Origin of the sequence: Pandoraea cepalis, from assembly GCF_902459665.1 — a bacterium.
Taxonomy (GTDB): Bacteria; Pseudomonadota; Gammaproteobacteria; order Burkholderiales; family Burkholderiaceae; genus Pandoraea; species Pandoraea cepalis.
On record NZ_CABPSL010000013.1, the window covers coordinates 129,967 to 149,629 of the forward strand.

At 64.0% G+C, this 19,663-nt stretch carries 16 protein-coding genes; 8 read left to right on the top strand and 8 right to left on the bottom strand.

The window, feature by feature from the left end:
- Nucleotides 1-194: 194 nt before the first annotated feature.
- Complete coding sequence (trpS, locus tag PCE31106_RS16365; protein ID WP_017233850.1) at nucleotides 195-1,223, top strand: tryptophan--tRNA ligase; 1,029 nt, start codon at nucleotides 195-197, stop codon at nucleotides 1,221-1,223.
- 58 nt (nucleotides 1,224-1,281) lie between these two features.
- Here the strand turns inward: trpS and PCE31106_RS16370 are convergent, their stop codons facing one another.
- The 7 genes from PCE31106_RS16370 to PCE31106_RS16400 form a co-directional block, all read right to left on the bottom strand.
- Complete coding sequence (locus PCE31106_RS16370; RefSeq protein WP_150563998.1) at nucleotides 1,282-1,644, bottom strand: hypothetical protein; 363 nt, start codon at nucleotides 1,642-1,644, stop codon at nucleotides 1,282-1,284.
- 54 nt (nucleotides 1,645-1,698) lie between these two features.
- Nucleotides 1,699-2,880, bottom strand: a complete 1,182-nt coding sequence (locus tag PCE31106_RS16375; protein ID WP_150563999.1) for a hypothetical protein — start codon at nucleotides 2,878-2,880, stop codon at nucleotides 1,699-1,701.
- A gap of 228 nt (nucleotides 2,881-3,108) precedes the next feature.
- Complete coding sequence (locus PCE31106_RS16380; RefSeq protein WP_150564000.1) at nucleotides 3,109-4,341, bottom strand: metal-dependent hydrolase family protein; 1,233 nt, start codon at nucleotides 4,339-4,341, stop codon at nucleotides 3,109-3,111.
- A gap of 64 nt (nucleotides 4,342-4,405) precedes the next feature.
- The gene (locus PCE31106_RS16385) at nucleotides 4,406-5,686 is read right to left on the bottom strand and encodes an MFS transporter (RefSeq protein ID WP_017233846.1); all 1,281 of its coding nucleotides are present in this window, start codon (nucleotides 5,684-5,686) and stop codon (nucleotides 4,406-4,408) included.
- Nucleotides 5,687-5,911: 225 nt separating this feature from the next.
- The gene (locus tag PCE31106_RS16390; RefSeq protein WP_017233845.1) at nucleotides 5,912-6,814 is read right to left on the bottom strand and encodes a LysR substrate-binding domain-containing protein; all 903 of its coding nucleotides are present in this window, start codon (nucleotides 6,812-6,814) and stop codon (nucleotides 5,912-5,914) included.
- 38 nt (nucleotides 6,815-6,852) lie between these two features.
- Nucleotides 6,853-8,241: a class II fumarate hydratase gene (gene fumC / locus PCE31106_RS16395; RefSeq protein WP_254441097.1), complete on the bottom strand. Its 1,389-nt coding sequence runs from the start codon at nucleotides 8,239-8,241 to the stop codon at nucleotides 6,853-6,855.
- A 236-nt stretch (nucleotides 8,242-8,477) separates the two neighbouring features.
- Nucleotides 8,478-9,353, bottom strand: a complete 876-nt coding sequence (locus tag PCE31106_RS16400) for a LysR family transcriptional regulator (protein WP_017233843.1) — start codon at nucleotides 9,351-9,353, stop codon at nucleotides 8,478-8,480.
- A 215-nt stretch (nucleotides 9,354-9,568) separates the two neighbouring features.
- Here PCE31106_RS16400 and PCE31106_RS16405 point away from each other — a divergent pair, with 215 nt between their 5' ends.
- Together PCE31106_RS16405 and PCE31106_RS16410 are read left to right on the top strand one after the other, a co-directional pair.
- Nucleotides 9,569-11,077, top strand: a complete 1,509-nt coding sequence (locus PCE31106_RS16405; RefSeq protein WP_150564001.1) for a CoA-acylating methylmalonate-semialdehyde dehydrogenase — start codon at nucleotides 9,569-9,571, stop codon at nucleotides 11,075-11,077.
- 167 nt (nucleotides 11,078-11,244) lie between these two features.
- A complete protein-coding gene (locus PCE31106_RS16410; protein WP_150564002.1) occupies nucleotides 11,245-12,879 on the top strand; it encodes a GMC family oxidoreductase in 1,635 nt (544 codons plus the stop codon).
- Here the strand turns inward: PCE31106_RS16410 and PCE31106_RS16415 are convergent.
- On the bottom strand, nucleotides 12,821-13,996 hold the full coding sequence (locus PCE31106_RS16415; protein WP_150564003.1) for an MFS transporter: 1,176 nt from the start codon (nucleotides 13,994-13,996) through the stop codon (nucleotides 12,821-12,823). The genes PCE31106_RS16410 and PCE31106_RS16415 overlap by 59 nt on opposite strands.
- Nucleotides 13,997-14,517: 521 nt before the next feature.
- Here PCE31106_RS16415 and PCE31106_RS16420 point away from each other — a divergent pair.
- The 5 genes from PCE31106_RS16420 to PCE31106_RS16440 all read left to right on the top strand — a co-directional run bounded on the left by PCE31106_RS16420 (nucleotide 14,518) and on the right by PCE31106_RS16440 (nucleotide 19,323).
- Nucleotides 14,518-15,297: an ABC transporter ATP-binding protein gene (locus tag PCE31106_RS16420; RefSeq protein WP_017233839.1), complete on the top strand. Its 780-nt coding sequence runs from the start codon at nucleotides 14,518-14,520 to the stop codon at nucleotides 15,295-15,297.
- Between the two features lie 8 nt (nucleotides 15,298-15,305).
- Nucleotides 15,306-16,067 (top strand): ABC transporter ATP-binding protein, encoded by a 762-nt coding sequence (locus tag PCE31106_RS16425; RefSeq protein ID WP_130028024.1) that lies wholly within the window; start codon nucleotides 15,306-15,308, stop codon nucleotides 16,065-16,067.
- Between the two features lie 76 nt (nucleotides 16,068-16,143).
- The gene (locus tag PCE31106_RS16430; RefSeq protein WP_130028023.1) at nucleotides 16,144-17,343 is read left to right on the top strand and encodes an ABC transporter substrate-binding protein; all 1,200 of its coding nucleotides are present in this window, start codon (nucleotides 16,144-16,146) and stop codon (nucleotides 17,341-17,343) included.
- 76 nt (nucleotides 17,344-17,419) lie between these two features.
- On the top strand, nucleotides 17,420-18,304 hold the full coding sequence (locus PCE31106_RS16435) for a branched-chain amino acid ABC transporter permease (protein ID WP_017233836.1): 885 nt from the start codon (nucleotides 17,420-17,422) through the stop codon (nucleotides 18,302-18,304).
- Between the two features lie 11 nt (nucleotides 18,305-18,315).
- On the top strand, nucleotides 18,316-19,323 hold the full coding sequence (locus PCE31106_RS16440) for a branched-chain amino acid ABC transporter permease (protein WP_150564005.1): 1,008 nt from the start codon (nucleotides 18,316-18,318) through the stop codon (nucleotides 19,321-19,323).
- Nucleotides 19,324-19,663: the final 340 nt, after the last annotated feature.

Sequence of the window (19,663 nt, forward strand, 5' to 3'; positions counted from 1 at the left end):
GGGGGCGGCAAACGTAGTTGCGCCTTGCGGCGGGTGTGTTTCTGCACCGCCATCCCGCCGACGCGCTACCATTCGGGGGTTACGGTTGACGCAATGGGGTGAGCCGGATGCCGGCGGTGGCGTTGCGACGGGAGGCCGTCCATCGAGCAGGCGGCAGCGGGACTTGCCATAAGCGCTTGAATACGGAGAGGAAAATGAGTGTTTCGAAGGCACCTGCGGATCGCAAGGTGATCCTCACGGGTGACCGCCCGACGGGGCCGCTGCATCTGGGCCACTATGTCGGCAGTCTGAAGAACCGCGTGGCGTATCAGCACGAATACAAACAGTTCATCCTGGTCGCCGACGCGCAGGCGTTGACGGACAACACCGACGATCGCGGCAAGGTACACCGCAACGTCTCGGAAGTGGCGCTCGACTATCTGGCCGTCGGCATCGACCCCAGCGTGACGACCATCTGCGTGCAGACGTGGCTACCCGAACTGACCGAACTCACGTTCTACTACCTGAACCTCGTGACCGTGGCGCGCCTGGAGCGCAATCCGACCGTCAAGCAGGAGATCGGCCTGCGCAACTTCGAGCGCGATATTCCGGCGGGCTTCCTCACGTATCCGGTCAGCCAGGCGGCCGACATCACGGCGTTTCGGGCAACGCTCGTGCCGGTCGGCGAAGACCAGTTGCCGATGATCGAGCAGACCAACGAAATCGTGCGCCGCCTGAACCGTCTGGCCGATCGCGAGATCCTGGTCGAAGCGAAGGCACTGGTGCCGCCGATCGGGCGTCTGCCGGGCATCGACGGCAAGGCCAAGATGAGCAAGTCGCTGGGCAACGTGATCAACATTTCGTCGACGCCGGACGAGATCCGCGCTGCCGTCAAGAAGTGCTACACGGATCCGCTGCACCTGAAGGTGGAGGATCCGGGGCACCTGGAAGGCAACGTGGCATTCGCCTATCTCGATGCCTTCGACGAAGACAAGGAAGGCTTGCAGGCGCTCAAGGATCACTACGTGCGCGGCGGTCTGGCCGACTCGAAGGTGAAGGCGCGTCTGGAAGAGCGGTTGCAGGAGATGCTGCGCCCGATGCGTGAGCGTCGCGAAGAATTCGCCAAGAACCCGGAGTTCGTGTGGGACATGCTGCGCGCCGGTACGGAGCGCGCGCGTGAGACGGTCTCGCAAACGCTCGAAGATGTGCGCTCTGTCTTTGTTACGCCCGGGTGGAAGAAGTAACGTCGCGTGGGCGATGTTGCCAAGCGTAAGCAAGCAGCCCGAAGGTGGGCTGCTTTTTTCATGGGCGCGGCAGAGGGCGAGGCGTTGTCGAGGAGGGCGTCTGTATGGCAGTTCTGGTGACAGGGGCGGTCTCGCCGTTGGGGCTCGATCCACACTGTGCCATGTCGTTCCTGAACGACTCTGCGCTGAGCAGGGGTTGCGCCTCGCCGGCGGATGCATCGTGCGCCGCAGCGCCCGCGTTCGCCTGACGGACGAGGCGCTCGACGCGGGCCAGCGCCGCATTCTGCAGGCTCAGCAGTTCCGCGAGGCCGTTTTCCGCGTCCGTTAGGGCGTCCCTGATCTGCCCTTGCGCGGCGAGTGTCCGATAGCGTTGCGCCAAATCGACGGTGGGCGCGGCGGATACGTAATTGATTGGACGCATGGTGATTTTGTCTCCTCGTGTTGAATGAACCCTCGCCGAGCCAATGGCTCGCCGTCAAAGCCTCGTATTCCCAAGCGTGTGATCAAGATGCTCGAGATTCTCATTGAGCACGCTTTGATTGCGTGTGGTGCGCGCAATGTCATGACGGAGCTCGTTGAGACGGGCCTGTGTTTCGGTAGTCGCGCCCGATTGATGCGCACTGTGTCTCGCTTCCAGCCCGCGATTGACGGCGTCGTTCAGGTTCTTGATGGCCGTAATCTCGTTCGATAGCTTGCCCCAGCCGCGATTGCGGGCATAACCGAAGACGTTGAATATCCCGTTGCAGGCCGTCAACACACCGGCCGCCGTTGAGGCGAGCTTCAACCCCAGCGCGAGACCGACGATGGCGGGCAGCAACCCGGGAAGCACCGCCGATGCGACCCCTAACGAGACCGTGATGACCAGGAACGAGACGAGAATCAGGATTCTTGTCTTCCATCTCCGCTTCTCTCCCGGGATGGCGGCCTGCGCCTCGGTCAGATAGTGGTTGATCAGCGGCTCGGACTTGCTCAACAGATCGCCCGTCACCACGAACGCCGCGTATAGCTCTGCCTTCGCTTGTCGAAGCGCTGCCGGCGTCATCTCCGCGTTCTCCAGGGCCCGCTGCTGGTCCTCCAGAACCCGTCGCGCCGATGTCGTGCCCACCATCGTGTCGAGCGCGGCTTTCAAATGACGGAGCGCGTCGAACGCCGCCTTCGCTTTCGGCGTCAGTTGTGCCGTGTCGGAGATTGATTGTTGCGCGTCGACGCGCTTGGACGAGATTAGCGACGTGAACGACAGATCGCGTGCCTTGCCGATTTTCACGATGGCCTTCTCGAACTGGTCGATCAGTGCATCGATGCCGAGAATATCGGACGCCGCGTGCGTCGAGATGGTTTCCGACAGTCGCGCGATGGCGTCGTACTCGCCGGACAGTTTGCCCCGGACCGCTGCGGGGCTGACCGCTTGCGCCGCCGCATCCCAGTCGCGCTTGATCGCGGCCAGGTTGGCGACAATGTCGGCCCGGAGCGTTTCGATCGTGGGTAAGGTATCGGCGCCAGCGGTGGCCGACGAGGCCGATCCAGGGGCTGGCGCATGCTGCCGAACCCCGACCTGTTTCCATTCGGACCCGGGCGTTGGCGATAAGGGCTTGGCGACACGCCCGCCAAAGGCGGTATCGAAGCCTAATGACAGGTAGGATGGCGGAGCGAGCTTCATGGGTAGACACCTTCTGCGCGACATTGCGAGGAGTCTATGCAGCGGTGCCCGGCCGCGCTTTTCATTCGCGCGTCGAATTGTCGGAAACGGGGTACCGAGGCACCACCGGCAACGACTGCTTACGCAACAAAAAAACGCCGCGATGTGCGAGACATCGCGGCGCTTCGCTTTCCGCTCACCGCGAACGCGCTTGCGCGGGTTGCCGGGCGGCGGCTCCGGTGATTGCGGTTATTCCGGCTGCTTGGCGACCTTGCCGTCCTTGAAGACCCAGCGGATGTTTTCGCCCTGGCCGGTCAGCACCTCGATGGATTCGAGCGGATTCCCCTCGACGACCAGCACGTCGGCCAGCGCGCCCGGTGCGATCACACCCAGCTCGCCCGCGCGATTCAGAATCTCCGCACCGATGACCGTCGCCGAGCGAAGCGCTTCGGCGGCCCCCAGCACGTCGGCACGGATCGTCAGCTCGTCGGACTGGTACTTGTGCATGTCGCCGAGCAGGTCGGAGCCGAAGCCCATCTTCACGCCGGCGTCGCGATAGATCGTAAGCGATTCGCGACCGGCGCGCTGCACGCTCTCTACCTTGGCCACCGACTCCGGCGGCAGGCCCAGCGACGCGCCGTCCTTGGCCAGCGCGTCGTAGGTGACCAGCGTCGGCACCACATAAGCCCCTTTCTCCGCCATGAGCTTTGCCGTCTCGGCGTCGCAAAGATTGCCGTGCTCGATGGTACGCACGCCACAGCGCACAGCGCGGGCAATCGCCCGCGGGGTGTAGGCGTGGGCCATCACATAGGTTTGCGCCGCCTCCGCTTCCGCGACCGCGGCGCGGATCTCGTCTTCCGAGTATTGCGTGTTGGCAATGGGATCGACCGGCGACGCCACGCCCCCCGAGGCCATCAGCTTGATCTGCGTGGCGCCCTTCTGAATCTCCTCGCGCACGGCGAGGCGGATCGGATCGACGCCATCGACGACGCGCCCGATCGCCCCCGCGCGAAACGCGCACGAGCACGGCTCGAGCGTGTCGCTGCGGGGACGGAAGTCCCCATGTCCGCCCGTCTGCGAGAGCGCCTTGCCCGACGGGAAAATGCGCGGCCCCGGAATCACACCCTGCTCGATGGCCTGTTGCAGCGCCCAATCGGCGCCGCCGGCGTCACGCACGGTGGTGAAGCCGCGATTGAGCATGCCCTGCATGATCGGCAGCGACTTGAGTACGGTGAGCACGTTCGGCTGGCTGGTGTTCGTGCCGAGGTTGGGATGCGAAGCAAGCACGTGCACGTGGCAGTCGATCATGCCGGGCATGACGGTCTTGCCGGTGACGTCGATCACCGTCGCGCCGTCGATGTCGAGCGGCGTGGCGCTGAGCGCCGCAATGCGATTGCCTTCGATAACGACATCGTGACGCTCGAGCAAGCGGCCGGCGGCTGCATCGAGCACATTGCCGCCGCGAAGCAGGGTAACGGACATGGGGGGATTCCTTGAAAAAATGCATAAGGCGCGCCGGTGAGGGCGCGCCCGGGCGACAGGGGACTCAGGCCTTGGGCAGCGGCTTCACGAAGCACGTGCCGACGAGGCTGATGGCCGCCGCGACGATCACGTAGATAGCAGGCGCCATGTTGCTCCCCGTGCGGGCAATCAGCCACGTGATGATGAGCGCGGCGAAGCCGCCGAAGATCGTCACCGCGAAGTTATAGGCTACCGACAGACCCGTCGAGAGCACCTTCGCGGGGAACATCTCGGAGAACGCCGCGAGAATCGGGCCGGTATAGCAAGCGATGAGCAGGCCGAACACGATCTGGAACATCAGCAGCGAGTGCAGGCCAGGGGCCACGTTCAGGTACGTGAACATCGGCCATGCCAGCAGCAGGATCAGCAGGGCCGATCCCGACAGGAACGGACGGCGTCCGTAGCGATCCGCCAGACGTCCCACCACCGGCGCGAACACGAGAATCATCGCGCCGCCGACCATGCCCGCCGTGAAGCCATCGGAGGCCTGCAGCTTGAGCACGCGCTGGGCATACGTCGGCATGTAGAACAGCAGCACGTAAGTGCAGATCGTCCACAGCACAACCATGGAGAAGCTGGCGAGTGTCTCGCGCGGATACTGCGAGAGCACGTCGCGCAACGGCGTATCGGACTTCTCGGCGTGCTGGAACGTCGGCGTTTCGTCGATCTTGTGACGGATGTAGAAGCCGACCGGGCCGATGAGCATGCCCACGAGGAACGGCACGCGCCAGCCCCAGGACACGAGCGAGGCGTGATCGAGTTCCGTTGTCACGAACGTGCCCACGGCCGCGCCGAGCAGCACGGCGAAGCCAATGCTCGACTGAATCCAGGCCGAGTAATAGGCGCGCTGATTGGCGGGCGCGTACTCGGTCAGGAAGGCCGTTGCGCCGCCCATTTCGCCGCCGGCCGAGAAGCCTTGCAGCAAACGCGCCAGCACGATGATGAGGGGCGCGCCCAGGCCGATCTGATCGTAGGTCGGGGCCAGGCCGATCATCGCGGTGCCGGCGGCCATGAGCAGAATGGTGAGCGACAGGGCCGCCTTGCGGCCCACGCGGTCGGAATAGATGCCGAGCACGATGCCGCCGACCGGGCGCATGAAGAAGCCCACGCCGAACGTGGCCACGGCCAGCAGAAACGACGACAGATCGTCGCCGGTGGGGAAGAATTGCTTCGCGATGATGGCCGCGAAGAAACTGTACACGGTGAAGTCGAACCACTCGAGACCGTTGCCGATCACCGTCGCCACGATCGCGTGACGGCGCTGACGGGCCAGGTTCTGTTGAGGCACTGCCAAAGTCGCCTGCATCTGAGTCTCCCGAAAGATGGGTGGCGTCCGTTGCGTGCCTTGCGACTACGTCATACCGGTAATACGCCTGCTTTTATGTCGGATCACGTCTGCGCTCCCATCGGGATCGGCACACGTGCGCGGATAAGACACAAAGTAGTGCAGACAAAATGACAGGCCAAACGAAAATTCTGCATGTTGCCATGCGTGTGGCGCATGGCAACGGTCCGAAAGATGGCGTAACCCCTATGATGGGGAACAATATTCCGTGTAGATCCAGTTGCGGAAAATTCGCGCCGCAGCATGCTCGTGGCGCTCGGCAGGCCATACGAGATAGTAGCCGCCGCCCAGGCTGGCGGTCGCATGGCACGCCTGCACGAGCAGGCCCGCGTCGAGGCACGGATCGATCATGTGGCGCCATCCCATGACCAAACCGCCACCCTCGATCGCCATCTGCACGAGTAGCGGGTAGTAGTTCGCGCTCACCATGCGCGGAAACTTCGGTGCGTTCACCCCCTGCAGCTCGAACCAGTCGGTCCATGACATCCACTTGCGCTGGCCGTCTTCGATGAAGAGCAGCGTCTCGCCGACGAGATCGGCCGGCGTGAGCTGGCGCCCGCGCAAATAAGTGGGCGAGCAGACGGGAAACACTTCCTCGTCGAAGAGCCGCCGACCGGCGAAGTCCGGGGGCAGGTCGTTACGCACGTAATAGACGCCCAGATCGAACTCCGACGCGGACAGCGACGTCATGCCGTCTTTCACGATCACGCGAATCTTGATGTCGGGGTGCGCGGCGCGAAATCGCATGAGTTGGGGCGTCATCCACAACACCGCCACGCCCGACGAGCAGGCCACGGTGAGTTCCAGATCGCCGCGCCGCTTCATCAGGTCGGCGGTGGCTTCGGCGCACTCGCCGAGCAGGCGCTGGATCTGTTCGGCGTAGCGTTGCCCGGCCACCGTCAGGCGCAGCGTGCGATGCTCGCGCGTGAACAGCGCGCGCCCGAGGAATTCCTCGAGCTGCGCGATTTGCCGGCTCACGGCGCTTTGTGTGAGATTGAGTTCGACGGCGGCCCGCGTGAAGCTCGCGTGCCGCACGGCTGCATCGAAAGCGATCAGGCAATGCAGCGGCGGCAACGGCGAGATGGGCATGCGTGGTGACGAAGTGACGGGTGAGGGCGCGCGCGAAATCAGCGCTTGCCGACCATTTGCTCGGGGCGAACCCAGGCGTCGAACTGCTCGGCCGTGACGTGGCCCAACGCGAGGGCGGCCGCCTTGAGCGTGGTGCCTTCCTTGTGCGCCTTCTTGGCGATCTGCGCGGCCTTGTCGTACCCGATGTGCGGGTTGAGCGCGGTCACGAGCATGAGCGACTCTTCGAGCAGCGTGCCGATGCGCGCACGGTTCGGTTCGATACCGATGGCGCAGTTGTCGTCGAAGCTCACCGCACCGTCGGCCAGCACGCGCACGCTTTGCAGGAAGTTGTGGATGAGCATCGGCTTGAACACATTCAGCTCGAAGTTGCCCATCGAGCCGCCGATGTTGATCGCCACGTCGTTGCCGAGCACCTGGGCGCACAGCATCGTCATCGCTTCGCATTGGGTCGGATTGACCTTGCCCGGCATGATCGAGCTGCCCGGTTCGTTTTCCGGAATCATCAGCTCGCCAATGCCGCAGCGCGGGCCGCTGGCCAGCCAGCGCACGTCGTTGGCGATCTTCATCAGGCTGGCGGCGAGCGTCTTGAGCGTGCCGTGCGCGTTGACGATGGCGTCGTTGGCGGCCAGCGCTTCGAACTTGTTCGGCGCGGTGACGAACGGCAGGCCGGTGTCGCGCGCGAGCGTGGCGGCTACTTGCCTGGCGAATTCCGGATGCGCGTTCAGGCCGGTGCCCACAGCCGTGCCGCCGAGCGCGAGTTCCGCCACGTGGGGCAGGGCGTCGTCGACGTGCTTCAGGCCGTGGTCGATCTGCGCGACCCACCCCGAGATTTCCTGGCCGAGCGTGAGCGGCGTGGCGTCCTGGAGGTGGGTGCGGCCGATCTTGACGATATCGTCATAAGCGCGGGCCTTGGCGGCGAGCGTGTCGCGCAGTTGGCCGACCCCGGGCTTCAGGTGATTGACGAGGGCGTCGAGGGCGGCCACGCTCATGGCCGTCGGGAAGACGTCGTTCGACGACTGGCCTTTGTTCACGTCGTCGTTGGGGTGCACGAGACGCGTTTCGCCGCGCACGCCGCCGAGCAGTTCGCTGGCGCGGTTCGCGAGCACTTCGTTCATGTTCATGTTCGACTGCGTGCCCGAGCCGGTTTGCCACACGGCCAGCGGGAATTCGTCGTCATGCTGACCGGCGATGACTTCGTCGGCGGCCTGGATGATCGCGTCGGCCTTCTTCGCGTCGAGCACGCCCAGGCCCTTGTTGACCTCGGCGGCGGCGCGCTTCACGCGAGCGAGCGCGCGCACGAGTTCGCGCGGCATCTTCTCGGTGGAAATCTTGAAGTTCTGCAGCGAGCGCTGCGTTTGCGCACCCCAGAGACGATCGGCGGGTACCGCAATTTCGCCGAAGGTATCGCGTTCCATTCTCACAGACATGATCGACTCCTCGAAGACAGAGTTAAATTCTAGAGCTTTCACCGGGATCCGGCATGGCAGCGTCTTCCGGGATGCGCCACGACGTGGGCGTGAATCGCGGGACAGGGGGGGCTTTTCGAAGGTTTGGAACCCGATGGCCCGAGCCACGAATTATGCGCCCCAACCGGGGGTAGAGGGCGCGGGGCGTCGGGCGTTTGGCGTTGGGCGAGGGCGTGCCGTAGCCGTTGCTCGCGCGCTCAGGCCCAGACCGCCGTCACCAATTGCAAGGCGGCGGCGATGGCGGGTTCGTCGCGTCGCGAGGCCAGCGTGACGAACGTGAGCTCCGTCGGCACACTCACGCCGTCGGCGATCACCAGACCGTGGGCGTGCGCCTCGCGCAACGCGATCGAGTCGCGCACGAGCGACAGCCCGACGCCCGACTTCACCAGATCGAGCATCGACGGCTCCTGATCCACTTCCGCCACCTTCGTGGGCGACACGCCCAGAGCGCCGAAGCGTTCAGAGAGCAGGCGGTTGTGGGCCGATTCGGGGGGCGTCCAGATCCACGGCAACGCGGCGAGTTCGCGCCATCCGCGCCGGGCCACGCGCTCGCGCCAGCCGGCGGGCGCCAGCACCTGATACGAGAACGGCGTGAGCGTGATGGCGTGAAAGCGCTCGGGGTCAGGCAGGCCGAGATAGAAGCCGACGTCGAGTTCGCCGCGCCCCAGTTGTTGCAGCACCGAGCCGGACATCCCCTGACGCAGCGCCGTTTCGATCTGCGGATATGACTCGACCAGCCGTTTGAGAAAGGCGCCCAGCCGGGTGAATTCGGGGTCGAGAATCGTGCCAATGCGCAGCCGTCCCCGCACCGTGTCGCGCATCGCACCGGCCGCCTGCTGCAGATCGGCCAGCGCGGCGAGCATGCGCTCGGCCAGCGGCAACAGGGCCTGTGCGTCGCGCGTGAGCGCCAACCCCTGCGCCGTGCGTGTGAAGAGGGTGAGCCGCAGCGCCTCCTGGAGCGCCTTCGCCTGCAGGCTGACCGCCGGTTGCGTCAGATGCAGGCGTTGCGCGGCGCGCGTGAGGTTGCCCTCGTGGGCGATGGCGACAAACGCGCGAAGATGGGCGAGTTCCATGGAGGACATTCACGGGCGGCGCCCGAGGCGTGGATTATCGAGAAAGGGAGAGCAACATAAGTGAATCTTATATTGCTTTTGATAATTTCTCATTGGATTGTGTCGGTGCGCAGCAGTACGCTTGGGGCTTGATGTGGCGTGAGCCGTGGGGCGAGCGTCTGGCGAAACAGGCGGGGACCGTGTCACGGACCGGGCCGGATTGGGGAAAGACGAACATGAGCAATGCTGATATTCCGACGGTGCAACACTTCATCGGCGGTCGCCGCGTAGCGGGCGAGGGCGAGCGTTTTGGCGACGTTTTCGATCCGGCGCTCGGCACCGTGAGTGCGCGCGTGGCGCTGGCGGGTGTCAACGACGTGAACGCCGCGGTGGCGGCGGCCAAGGCTGCGCTGCCATCGTGGGCGGACACGGCGCCGCTCAAGCGCGCCCGGGTGCTCTTCAAGTTCAAGGCGTTGCTCGACGAACATCAGGACGAACTGGCACGCATTATCACGCGCGAGCACGGCAAGGTGTTCTCCGACGCGCGCGGCGAAGTCACGCGCGGTATCGAAGTCGTGGAATACGCCTGCGGTGCGCCGAGCCTGCTCATGGGCAAGCACAGCGACAACATCGGCGGCGGTATCGACAACTGGCATCTGCGTCAGCCCGTTGGCGTATGTGCGGGCATTACGCCGTTCAACTTCCCCGTGATGGTGCCGATGTGGATGTTCCCGATGGCGCTGGCGTGTGGCAATACGTTCGTGCTCAAGCCGTCCGAGCGCGACCCGTCGGCCAGCTTGCTGATCGCCGAGTTGCTGCGCGAAGCGGGGCTGCCCGATGGCGTTTTCAACGTGGTGCAAGGGGACAAGGTCGCAGTCGACGCGCTGCTGGCGCATCCTGACGTCGACGCCCTGTCGTTCGTCGGTTCGACGCCGATTGCCGAGTACATCTATACGGAAGGCACGCGTCACGGCAAGCGAGTGCAGGCGCTCGGCGGCGCGAAGAATCACCTGGTGGTGATGCCCGACGCGAATCTCGATCAGGCGGTTGACGCGCTGATCGGTGCGGCCTACGGGTCGGCGGGCGAGCGCTGCATGGCGATTTCGGTCGCGGTGGCCGTGGGCCAGGTGGCGGATCGTCTGGTCGATGCGTTGGTGCCCCGTGTGAAGGCGTTGCGCGTGGGGCCGGGGGTCGACGAGGCCTCGGAAATGGGGCCGGTCGTCACGGGGGCGCACAAGGCGAAGATCGAGGGCTATATTGCCGATGGGGTGAGCGCTGGCGCGAAGCTGCTGGTCGACGGCCGCGGATTGCAGGTGCCGGGCCACGCGCAGGGGTTTTTCCTCGGCGGGACGCTGTTCGATCACGTCACGCCCGAAATGACGATCTATCGGGAAGAGATCTTCGGGCCGGTGCTGGCGGTGGTGCGTGTGCCGGATCTTGCGGCGGCCATCGACCTGGTCAATGGGCACGAATATGGCAATGGCGTTTCGTGCTTCACCAGCGACGGTGGCGTGGCGCGCGCGTTCTCGCGTCAGGTGAAGGTCGGCATGGTGGGCATCAATGTGCCGATTCCGGTGCCGATGGCGTGGCAGTCGTTCGGCGGCTGGAAGCGTTCGCTGTTTGGTGATCATCACGCGTATGGCGAGGAGGGCATTCGTTTCTACACGCGCTTCAAGAGTGTGATGCAGCGCTGGCCGGACAGCATCGCCAAGGGGGCGGAATTCACGATGCCGGTGGCGAAATAATCGAGTGCCGTGCGTATCGGCGCGCACCGGGGTGTCGCGCCGGATGTCGGACCTGATGACAAAAATGAACCCGGTGCGGGTGGCGACAGTCCATCCCACTCGGGTGCCGCACCAGTGTTGGCACCGCACCATGGCGAGTGCTGCGCCATCGACGGAGACAGGCGGGAATGAACAAGCAGGCAGCGAAGCCGGATCGCTTCGATTACATCATTGTGGGGGCCGGCTCGGCCGGTTGCGTGCTGGCCAATCGCCTCACGCAGGACCCCGACGTCACCGTGCTGTTGCTCGAAGCGGGCGGCAAGGATGACTATCACTGGATTCACATTCCCGTCGGCTATCTCTACTGCATCGGCAATCCGCGCACCGACTGGCTGTATCGCACGCAGGCCGAGGCAGGGCTGAACGGGCGTTCGCTCGCGTATCCGCGTGGGCGGGTGCTGGGCGGCAGCTCGTCGATCAACGGCATGATCTACATGCGCGGACAGCGTGAGGATTACGATGTGTGGGCCGACGCCACCGGTGACGATGGCTGGCGGTGGGACAACGTGCTGCCGCTCTTCAAGCGCAGCGAGGATCACTACAAGGGCGGTACGGCGTTTCACGGCAGCGGGGGCGAATGGCGTGTCGAGAAGCAGCGCCTGTCGTGGCGCGTGCTCGATTCGTTTGCGGACGCCGCCGAGCAGGTGGGTATCCCCAAGACGGACGACTTCAATCAGGGCGACAACTTCGGCATTGGCTATTTCGAAGTGAATCAGCGGCGCGGTGTGCGCTGGAGTGCGGCCAAGGGGTTCTTGCGTCCGGCGTCGCAGCGGCCGAACCTGACGATCATCACGGGCGCGAGTGTGAGTCGCTTGCTGTTCGACGGCACACGCTGTACAGGCGTGGCGTATCGCGGCGGCAATGAGGACTTCACGGCGCTGGCGGGTGCCGAAGTGATTCTTGCGGCAGGGGCGGTGAATTCGCCGCATCTGTTGGAGGTCTCGGGCATTGGCGATGGCGAGCGTCTGCGCGGTTTCGGGATCGACGTCGTCTCGGACCTGCCGGGCGTGGGCGAGAACCTGCAAGACCATCTGCAATTGCGCACGGTGTACAAGTTGCGCGGGGTGCCGACGCTCAATCTCACCGCCAACAGTTGGTTCGGCAAGCTGAAGATCGGCATGCAATATGCGTTTGCGCAGCGCGGACCGATGAGCATGGCACCGTCGCAATTGGGGGCGTTCGTTCGCAGTCATGAGGATATGGCGCGCCCCGATCTTGAGTATCACGTACAGCCGTTGTCGCTGGAGCGCTTTGGCGAACCGTTGCACAAGTTCAATGCGTTCACGGCGTCGGTGTGCAATCTGCGGCCGACGTCGCGTGGCGGTGTCCATCTGAGCTCACCTGATGCGCGCGTTGCGCCGAGCATTGCGCCGAATTATCTGTCGACGGAAGCGGATTTGCGCGTGGCGGCGGATGCCATCAAATTGACGCGCCGCATCGTGGGCGCACCGGCGTTCGCGCGCTATGAACCGCGCGAATATTTGCCGGGGCCATCGGTCCAGACCGACGCGGAGTTGAAGCGCGCGGCGGGCGACATCGGCACGACGATCTTCCATCCGGTGGGCACGTGTCGCATGGGCCGAGCCAACGACCCCCAGGCGGTCGTCGATGCGCAGTTGCGCGTGCGCGGCGTGCAGAACCTGCGCGTGGTCGATGCGTCGGTCATGCCGGTCATCACGTCGGGCAACACGAACTCGCCGACGATCATGATCGCCGAGCGCGCGAGCGACATGATTCGCGCGGCGCGCAAAGCAGGGCGGTGAGCGAGCACGTGATCAGCAGGCTGGCGAGTATCGCGAGTCGTGGCAGATCGACGGCCGTGATGACGAGCGTCAGGGTGCCCGCCATCGTGAAGCGGATGGCCCCTATCATGGCCGCTGCCGTGCCGGCGTGCGTCTCGAAGCGGGCCATCGCGAGCGTTGTGCTGGCGGGACGCACTGCGGCTGCGCCGAACGTGACGATCAGCATGGGGATGAGTACGGTGACGACATGTATTCCAATCAGGACTCCCAGCGATGCCATCAGTCCACCCGCCATCGCCAGCAGCATGAATCCCGTGCGGATTTGATCGCGCGCGTCACGCACGCGGGCCATGCGTCCTGCCGCGAAGCCAGCCGCCACGTAGGTCAACCCGTAGATGGCGAGCATCTGCCCATAGGCGCTCGCTGAATACCCGAGGTCGTCGATGAAGATCGCCGGGGAGAGCATGATGAACGAGAAGTGGCAGACGAAGGCCATCGCGGCCTGGCTGGCGTAGATCATGAACTGGCGATGCCGCAGCATTTGTGCGTACAGCCGAACGTATTGCGCGAGGCCGGAATGCGCTTGCGGCGTCGATGCCGGGAATCGAACCGCTGTGACAAAGCCCGTCAGGGCGCCCAGTCCTGCGAAGGACCAGAAAATGGCACGCCAGCCGGCGGCCTGCGTCAATGCCACGCCCACAAGTGGGGCGAGCGCGAGGCAGACACCCGCGAACGTGAGGGTGAAAATGCGCGCGCGCCATCCGGTCTCGCCGGGGAAGGCGTCTTGCAGAATAGCCTGGCAAAGCGCGAAGCCCGCGCAGCCTGCGCCCTGAACGATGCGAAAGGCGAAATGGATCTCGTACGTCGTGGCGCATGCGCTGCCGACGGCACCCATGCTCGCAAGCATCAGGCTGCCGAGCAGCACGCGCTTTCGACCGAAGCGATCGGACATCGGGCCGACGATCAATTGCAGTCCTGAGAGTGTCAGCACCACATGGCCGACGATGGCGGCGATGGCGCGGACGTCGATCCGAAAGTCGAGCGCCATGGCTCCGAACGCGGGCAATGTGACATCGAGCAGCAGCGCGCTGATCGCCGTGAGTGAACTGGTGAGCCAAAGGACTTCCGCGCTGCGCATTTCGAATCTCTTCCGGGGAGAGCGTTCGATGCTGTCACGAAGCGACGCGGCGTAGTTTGGTGAAAATCCGATGATGACGGCGCCAGGCGCACTTTCCGGATTTCCGGATATTTACCTTAAAACTTACGTAGTAATACCTAATGTCGGTTGCGCGACCCACGGCGGGGCATCGTCAAACGGGCCCGGACGCTTATTTGCGGGCGCGGTAAAAGCCTTATGCCATAAGGGGTTTGGGACGTGTTCGCGCCGCGATCGAAGGGTCTCCAAAGCGTGTGCGCATGCGCGTTTCGGTAGACGCGAAGCCTAGTGCAAATCCCAATGATCGCGTTGCAGCAAACCCCACACAATATCGGTTCCCAGTGTGCGACCGGACCAAGAATTCGGCGACACACCCCGGGACGCGGGGCACCTCGCCGACGACGCCACCCACAGCGATGTCCGCCTGCCTCGCGGTTGTCACAGACGATGGTGCCGAGGCGGTCATTTGCCTCGCACCGCCAACCAGGAATGTGGCAGGAGACATGGCGAACAACGATTACATTCTCGAGACCCGCGGACTCACGAAAGAGTTTCGTGGCTTCACCGCCGTGAACGGGGTCGACCTGCGCGTCGCGCGCGGTACCATTCACGCACTCATCGGGCCTAACGGCGCCGGCAAGACGACCTGCTTCAACCTGCTCACCAAGTTCCTCGTGCCCAGCGCCGGCACCATCACGTTCAACGGTGAAGACATCACACGCGAAGCGCCCGCGCAAATCGCGCGACGCGGCATCATCCGGTCGTTCCAGATCTCCGCCGTCTTCCCGCACCTCACCGTGCTCGAGAACGTGCGCATCGGCCTGCAACGCAACCTCGGCACCGCGTTCCACTTCTGGCGCAGCAGCCGTTCGCTGCATCAGCTCGATGCCCGTGCCATGGAATTGCTCGCGGAAGTCAGCCTGACCGAATTCGCCGATACGCTGACCGTGGAGCTGCCCTACGGGCGCAAGCGCGCTCTCGAGATCGCCACGACGCTTGCCATGGAGCCCGAACTAATGCTGCTCGACGAGCCGACGCAAGGCATGGGCCACGAAGACGTGGATCGTGTCACCGCGCTCATCAAGAAAGTGTCGGCCGGTCGCACGATCCTGATGGTCGAGCACAACATGAACGTGATCGCCGGCATTTCCGACACCATCACCGTGCTTCAGCGTGGCGAGGTGCTCGCCGAAGGGCCGTATCACGAAGTCTCGAAGAATCCGCAGGTGATGGAAGCCTATATGGGCACCGCGGACGGCGAATTGCAGGGAGCGCACGGGTGAGGACGTCTATGTACGGTAACGGCGGCGGTAATGGTGGCGCGAATGTGCCCGCACTCGAAGTCGAAGGACTGCAGGCCTGGTACGGCGAATCGCACATCCTGCACGGGGTGGATCTGGCGGTCGGCCGCGGCGAGGTCGTGACGCTGCTCGGACGCAACGGCGCCGGGCGCACCACCACGCTGCGCGCCATCATGGGCCTGACTGGCCAGCGTCAGGGCTCGATCCGGATCGGCGGCGAGGAGACCATTCACCTGCCGACCTACAAGGTTGCGCACCATGGCGTGGGCTACTGCCCCGAGGAGCGGGGCATTTTCGCGAGCCTGTCGTGCGAGGAAAACCTGTTGCTGCCCCCTTATATCGGTGTGCGAGGCAATCGTCGCGACGACGGCGGGCGCGGAATGTCGCTCGACGAAATCTATGACATGTTCCCCAACCTGAAGGAGCGTCGCCACAGTCCCGGCACGCGCCTGTCGGGCGGCGAACAGCAGATGCTGGCGGTGGCGCGCATTCTTCGCACCGGTGCGAATCTGCTGTTGCTCGACGAGATCTCCGAAGGGCTCGCGCCCGTGATCGTGCAGACGTTGGCACGCATGATCACCACGCTCAAGGCGCGGGGCTACACCATCGTGATGGTGGAACAGAATTTCCGTTTTGCGGCTCCGCTGGCCGATCGCTTCTATGTGATGGAGCACGGCAAGATCGTGGAGCGCTTCGGCGCTCCGGAGCTGGAGGCGAAGATGCCGGTGCTGCACGAGTTGTTAGGGGTATGAGGTGAGTTGCCCGGCGCGCAGGCTTGCCGGGCGATGAAACCAGGCAATCCAATCCATGAAGGAGACAAAGATGACGATGCGGATGAAGGCGTTGGCCGTTGCGGCTGCGTTCGGTTTTGCGGCGATGGCCTCACAGGCCCATGCCGACGGCAATGCAGTGAAGATCGGTTTCATTACCGATATGTCGGGCCTGTATACCGACATCGACGGGCCGGGCGGGGCGGAAGCCATCAAGATGGCCATCGCCGACTTCGGCGGCAAGGTCCTCGGCAAGCCGATCGAGCTGGTCACCGCCGATCACCAGAACAAGGCGGACGTCGCAGCGTCCAAGGCGCGCGAATGGTTCGACCGTGATGGCGTGGACATGCTGATCGGCGGCACGAACTCGGCGACTGGCCTCGCGATGAACAAGGTCTCGGCCGAGAAGAAACGTGTCTACATCAACGTGGGCGCCGGCTCGGACGCCCTGACCAACGATCAGTGCCAGCCGTACGGCGTGCACTATGCCTATGACACCGTCGCACTGGCGCGTGGCACCGGCTCGGCCGTCGTGAAGGCCGGCGGCAAGTCGTGGTTCTTCCTGACGGCCGACTATGCGTTCGGCCACGCGCTGGAGAAGGCCACGGCCGATGTGGTCAAGGCCAACGGCGGCACGGTGAAGGGCGAGGTGCGGCATCCGCTCTCGGCCTCGGACTTCTCGTCGTATCTGCTCCAGGCGCAGGCGTCGGGCGCCCAGGTGCTGGGTCTGGCCAATGCCGGCGGCGACACGGTCAACGCCATCAAGGCCGCGAAGGAGTTCGGCATCAAGGGCAAGATGCAGATCGCCGGTCTGCTCGTGTTCATCAACGACATTCACTCGCTGGGGCTGGATAACACCGGCGGCATGTACTTGACCGATAGCTGGTACTGGGACAAGAACGACAAGACGCGTGCCTTCTCCAAGCGTTACTTCGACAAGATGAAGAAGATGCCGTCGAGCCTGCAGGCCGGCGACTATTCGGCCACGATGACGTATCTGAAGGCGGTTCAGGCCGCGGGCTCGACCGACGCCGACAAGGTGATGGACGAACTGCACAAGATCAAGATCGACGACATGTTCAGCAAGGGCTACATCCGCAAGGACGGCTCGATGATCCACGACATGTACCTGATGCAGGTCAAGACCAAGCAGGAATCGAAGGCGCCGTGGGACTACTACAAGATCGTCGCCACAATTCCGGGTGACAAGGCATTCACCACGCCGCAAGAGTCGACCTGTCCGATCTGGAAGAAGTAAGCGCCGTTAGCACGATGCTCCGAAAGCGGCGGGACGCGTGTCCCGTCGCGACCTTTCTCGCAGAGAATCGATTTCGATGGAATTACTAGGCATCCCCCTGCCGGCGCTGTTGAGCCAACTGCTGCTGGGACTGGTGAACGGCTCGTTCTACGCCATGCTGAGCCTCGGCCTGGCGGTGATTTTCGGCCTGCTCAACGTGATCAACTTCGCGCACGGCGCGTTGTTCATGCTGGGGGCCATGCTCGCCTGGATGGGCGGCAACTATCTCGGCCTCAATTACTGGGTCATGTTGATTCTCGCCCCCGTCGTGGTGGGCATCATCGGTATCGTCATCGAGCGCACCATGCTGCGCTGGATCTACAAGCTCGATCACCTGTACGGCCTGCTGCTGACGTTCGGCATCACGCTCGTGCTCGAGGGCGTCTTCCGTTCGATCTACGGCGTGTCGGGGCAGCCCTTCGACGCCCCCGACATGCTCTCCGGCGCGACCAATCTCGGCTTCATGTTCATGCCGAACTATCGCGCGTGGGTGGTGGTGGCTTCGCTCGTGGTGTGCTTCGCAACGTGGTTCGTGATCGAGAAGACCAAGATCGGTGCGTATCTGCGCGCGGGGACCGAAAACCCGAAGCTGGTGGAAGCGTTTGGTGTGAACGTGCCGCTCATGATTACGCTGACGTATGGCTTCGGGGTGGCGCTCGCCGCGTTTGCGGGCGTGCTCGCCGCGCCCGTTATCCAGATCTCGCCGCTCATGGGGCAGTCGATGATCATCACCGTGTTCGCGGTGGTCGTGATCGGTGGTATGGGCTCCATCATGGGTTCTATCCTGACCGGTCTGATGCTCGGCATCATCGAAGGCTTTACCAAGGTGTTCTACCCGCAAGGGTCTGCGACCGTGGTGTTCGTCATCATGGTGATCGTGTTGCTGCTGCGCCCGGCAGGGTTGTTCGGCAAACAAAAGTAAGGGGCGGAACCATGCAACAAGAGACGCAACAACGGGTGCTTTATTCCCTCTTGCTACTGGCGCTGATCGTCGCGCCGTTCGCCGGTGCGTATCCGGTATTCATCATGAAGGTGCTGTGCTTCACGCTGTTCGCTTGTGCGTTCAACCTGCTGCTCGGCTTTACGGGTCTGCTGTCGTTCGGCCATGCCGCGTTCTTTGGCAGCGCGGGCTACGTCACCGGTTATGTGGTGCGCAATCTGGGGTTCACGCCGGAAGTCGGCATCATTGCGGGCGTGGCGGCCGGGGCGTTGCTTGGCCTCGTCATGGGGGTGCTGGCGATCCGGCGGCAGGGCATCTACTTCGCGATGATTACGCTGGCGTTGGCGCAAATGCTGTACTTCCTCTGCCTGCAAGCGCCGTTCACCGGTGGCGAGGACGGCCTGCAAGGCGTGCCGCGCGGTAGCCTCTTTGGCCTGCTGCCGCTCGATTCCGACCTCACGCTGTATTACGTGGTGCTGGCCATTTGCGCGTTGGGCTTCCTGCTCATCATGCGTGTCGTGCATTCGCCCTTCGGTCAGGTGCTCAAGGCGATCAAGGAGAACGAGCCGCGCGCCATCTCGCTCGGTTACGACGTCGATCGCTTCAAGCTGCTCGCGTTCGTGCTGTCGGCCACGCTTGCCGCGCTGGCCGGTTCGACCAAGACGCTGGTGCTGGGCTTCGCGACGCTGACGGACGTGCATTGGACGATGTCGGGCATGGTGATCCTGATGACGCTGGTGGGTGGGCTGGGCACGATGTTTGGGCCGGTGGTGGGCGCGGTGGTGATCGTCGTGCTGGAGAACAAGCTCGGCGACATCGGCGACTGGCTCGCGACGGCCACGGGCGTGACCTGGTTCCAGACGCTCGGCGAGTCGGTGACGATCGTCATCGGGGTGATCTTCATCATCTGCGTGCTGGCCTTCCGCCGCGGTCTGGTGGGCGAGCTGGTGGCGCGGAGCCGGTTATTCCGCCCTGCGCGCACCACGGCGCAACCTTCTTGACGGAGGCGCGGGCGCACCGGCTTGGGGCGCCCGCTCTTCACCCTGGCGCACGCGTGTCGGAAAAAACCTAATCCGTAGGGGTAAATGCTGACTTGTGGTGCATCGGGTGCTCCTTTATTCTCTCCTTCAATTCGCGTCACGGCAGGATATAGGGGCGAGGATCGAGGAGACAATAAGCGCGATAACGCGCACCGCCAAAAAGGAAGCGCTGTTGGAGAGAACTCCAACAGCGCTTTTTATATTGGGCTTCGCCGCAGTGCGAGGCCGTCATCCGCAGAAGCCCGATTCTCGTCCCCCGACAGTCCTGGTCGCATGCCCCGCCCCCCTCACGTTCCTCCTT